The organism is Nostoc cf. edaphicum LEGE 07299 (genome assembly GCF_015207245.1).
In the GTDB taxonomy this organism is placed as follows: domain Bacteria; phylum Cyanobacteriota; class Cyanobacteriia; order Cyanobacteriales; family Nostocaceae; genus Nostoc; species Nostoc edaphicum_B.
This window is the reverse complement of record NZ_JADEXF010000704.1, coordinates 1-3,394: the sequence shown is the minus strand read 5'-3', so window position 1 is coordinate 3,394 and position 3,394 is coordinate 1. Positions and strand designations below refer to the sequence as shown.

Genomic DNA, 3,394 nt, shown 5'->3' with positions numbered 1-3,394 from the left:
GTACCAGCCAATGATAAGAATTTGAGTCACGTTTTGAATTTAGCGATCGCTCACTGCTCAGAAAGGAATGTAGCATTTACCCAGGAAGACTTAGAAAAATTCGTCCTAGAAGAACGTTTAGCCACTGATGTAACAGCCATTGAGCCATTGATAAAATCCCACCAGGAGTTAATCGGCTTGCCGGGTTTAACTCATCAATTTACAACGATGACAGCAGTCCGGCGGGAGTTGGCGACAATAGAGTTAATGCAGCTAAGACTTGGCAACGTTAACCCAATTTCGCACCCGGAAGTAGTTGAAAGCCTTTTGGAGAATACGTTGCTGAACAAAGGGCAACGGGAAGCGGTAGAATTAGCTGCAACAACATCTGACCAGTTCATTGCGTGGCAGGGGGTAGCTGGTGCTGGGAAAACTTTTGCTCTTAAAGAACTCAAAGCGATCGCAAGGGATGCCGGATACACTATTATTGGCTTTGCTCCTAGTTCCTCTGCTGCTAAGGTTTTGAGCGAAGAGTTAAAAATTCAGTCTGAGACTGTTGCTCGATTACTGGTTTCGGAACCACCATCAAAGATTGAACCAAATCAAATCTGGATTGTGGACGAAGCCGGTTTACTCAGTGCTAAAGATGCCCATGCACTCCTACAACGAGCAACCTTACTTCAAGCTAGGGTGATTTTAGTAGGTGACACTCGGCAGTTATCAGCAGTGTCGGCAGGTAATCCCTTCAAATCCTTGCAGCAAGGAGGAATCAAAACCGCACACCTCAATGAATCGTTGCGCCAAAAAGACCCTCAATTAAAATTAGCAGTAGATTTAATCGCCGATGGCAGAATAGAAGCAGGATTTAAACGACTAGAAGCCAACGGTTCCATACTTCAAGTAGAGAGTGAATCTAAAATAGAGCAGATCGCTAGTGATTATATAGTAGGAACACCAGAGCAGCGCCTCAAAACTCTTGTGTTAGCTGGAACAAATACAGAAAGACTTGCCCTTACCCAAGCAATTCGCTCTCAGTTAAAAGATGAGGGAACTTTAGGAGAAACTGCAACCATTACCCAATTGCAAACCAAAAATCTTTCAATTGTACAGATGCGGTTTGCCCATAACTTTGAAATTGGTGATGTGGTCATGCCGACACGGGACTATAAACGTCGGGGGCTGGAAAAAGGCAAACTGTATGAAGTGGTTGGTCGAACTACTGACAAGTTGACCCTAATTGGTGATAATGGTCAGGTAATGGATGTAGACACGGCTTTTGAGAAAGCGGTTTACCAGAGTCACCAGATTGAAATTGCCGTGGGCGATCGCCTGCAATGGAAGAAAAACGATCGGCAATTGGGACGACGTAACGGACAGGAATTTACTGTGACAGGGATCGACCTGAACATAGTCCAGATTAAATATGCTGATGAGTGTACTGAATGCATTAGTTTGGCACAGGCGCAAAACTTAGACTATGCCCTTGTGAGTACAACATATAGTAGCCAAGGAAAAACTGCGGATCGGGTGTTAATTTCGGCAGATTTCACTATTGGACAGGAAAGTTTTTATGTTGCTGCCAGCCGTGCAAGGCATGAATTAAAGATTTACACCGAAGATCCAACCCGGTTGCTCTGGTTAGCGCAACAGTCGAAGTCTAAAGAAAATGCCTTGGAATTGTTACGAAAACAAATTCAGAAATCGACGATTGAGCAGCACCAAGCAATAACTATAAATACAAGTGCCCCTTTTGAGAAGCCAGTACTAAAACAAGAGACGACAGTATCTACTCCTTTTGTCGAGCCAATTGTGAAATCAGTTGCATCTAGCCGGACAACAAGCCATGATTCATCAATAAAAGTACCGAAAGTTTTGCCCGTCTTGAAAGAGACACCAAATTATAATACTGTTGAATCGGTTTTCTCTAAGCCAGTACTGAAATCTGCTGCCCCAACAGAAGCATTTTGGACACCACATCATACTAAAGACATTCCCAATTTTCTTGAACCAAAGCACTGGCAAGAGTTTGAAGATAGCGCTATCCATCCCGATATTACAGCGTTGAACTTTGAGAGTCTTCAGTTTAACTATGCAGGTGGTGAGCATGAAGCCTGGGAACGGCTCATGGTCAGCGAAAAGCTGAATCGAACAAATACAGGACGGCTAACAGATGGTTTTATAAGGGCATATTCGCATCTTGATGCTGGTGGCTGGTGGTGTGATGCTGGAGTTGATGCGCGTTCATTCGCTGACTTAAAGCCAGGTGAGAAACCGCCGATTAAAAGATGGGGATGTTACAAGCCAAATCAACCAAGACCCAAAAAAGATGAGTCTGGGCAAATAATTGAAGGGAAATTCATTAAATATGAGCATCCCCCAAAAGTTGAATTAAGTATATTCTTGCTAGATGTCCCTGACGATATTGCCGAACGCATTTACTCCAAATACAAGGTGAACCCCAGTGATAGCGATCGCCAGTCAGGATTTTGGTACTGTGTCTGGAAACATAATATCCCCTGTGCGATCGCAGAAGGCGCGAAAAAAGCAGCCAGTCTGTTGAGTCAGGGTCATGCTGCCATTGGGCTACCTGGGATTTCATCGGGATACCGAACTCCCAAAGATGAGTTTGGTAAAAAAATCGGTAAGTCTTACCTACATGAGGAATTAGCGGTTTTCGCCACACAAGGGAGAGTTTTCAAGTTCTGCTTTGACTACGAAACCAAGCCCGAAACTAAGCTCCATATCGAGCGAGATATTTCCGTGACTGGAAGATTGTTACAAGAAGCTGGAGCAAGAGTAAAAGTTGTCAGCTTGCCAGGGCCTTCTAAAGGTGTTGATGATTTCATAGTCGCAAGTGGGCCACTAGCTTACGAGAAATTGAGCCATGAAGCAAAGCGTTTAAGAGACTGGCAACAGCAGAATCAACGCTTCTTGAATGCGGCTTTTCCATCACCGCCTCATCTGACACCAGAACAACGTTCTATACAACTTGAGGGAACAGGCAACAGGGAACGGACAACAGGGAATGACAAATTGGATCTCTTACCAACACACAGGGAAGAGGAAATAGAAAAAACTGTTGCCTGTTCCCCATTGCCTGTTCCCTATCTTTTACAAAATAAACCACAGGTACAAACCCATGACTTTAACCAACGACAACAACCCAACACAGATACAGTTGCTAACCGAGAAGATAGAGCAATTGACCCAGAGAATCGAGCAGTTACAAACCAACAGCCAGCAGATGAGCGAGCTAATCAAGTTATTAGAAACGAGTCAAACCGAGAAACTAACCGAAATGAGTGCGAGTCACGCGAATTTCTTGCAGCAATTAACCGAGATGCTGAACTCGAAAAAGTCTTCGAGCATGGAGACGATATTGCAGGAATTGACCAAAGCTCTACAGATGATGGGC

1 protein-coding gene is annotated in these 3,394 nt (G+C 44.2%); it reads left to right on the top strand.

What is annotated here, in order from left to right; translation table 11 throughout:
* Positions 1–3,394 (top strand): AAA family ATPase (locus tag IQ229_RS19280; RefSeq protein ID WP_228013572.1); only part of this gene is annotated, 3,394 nt, incomplete at both ends.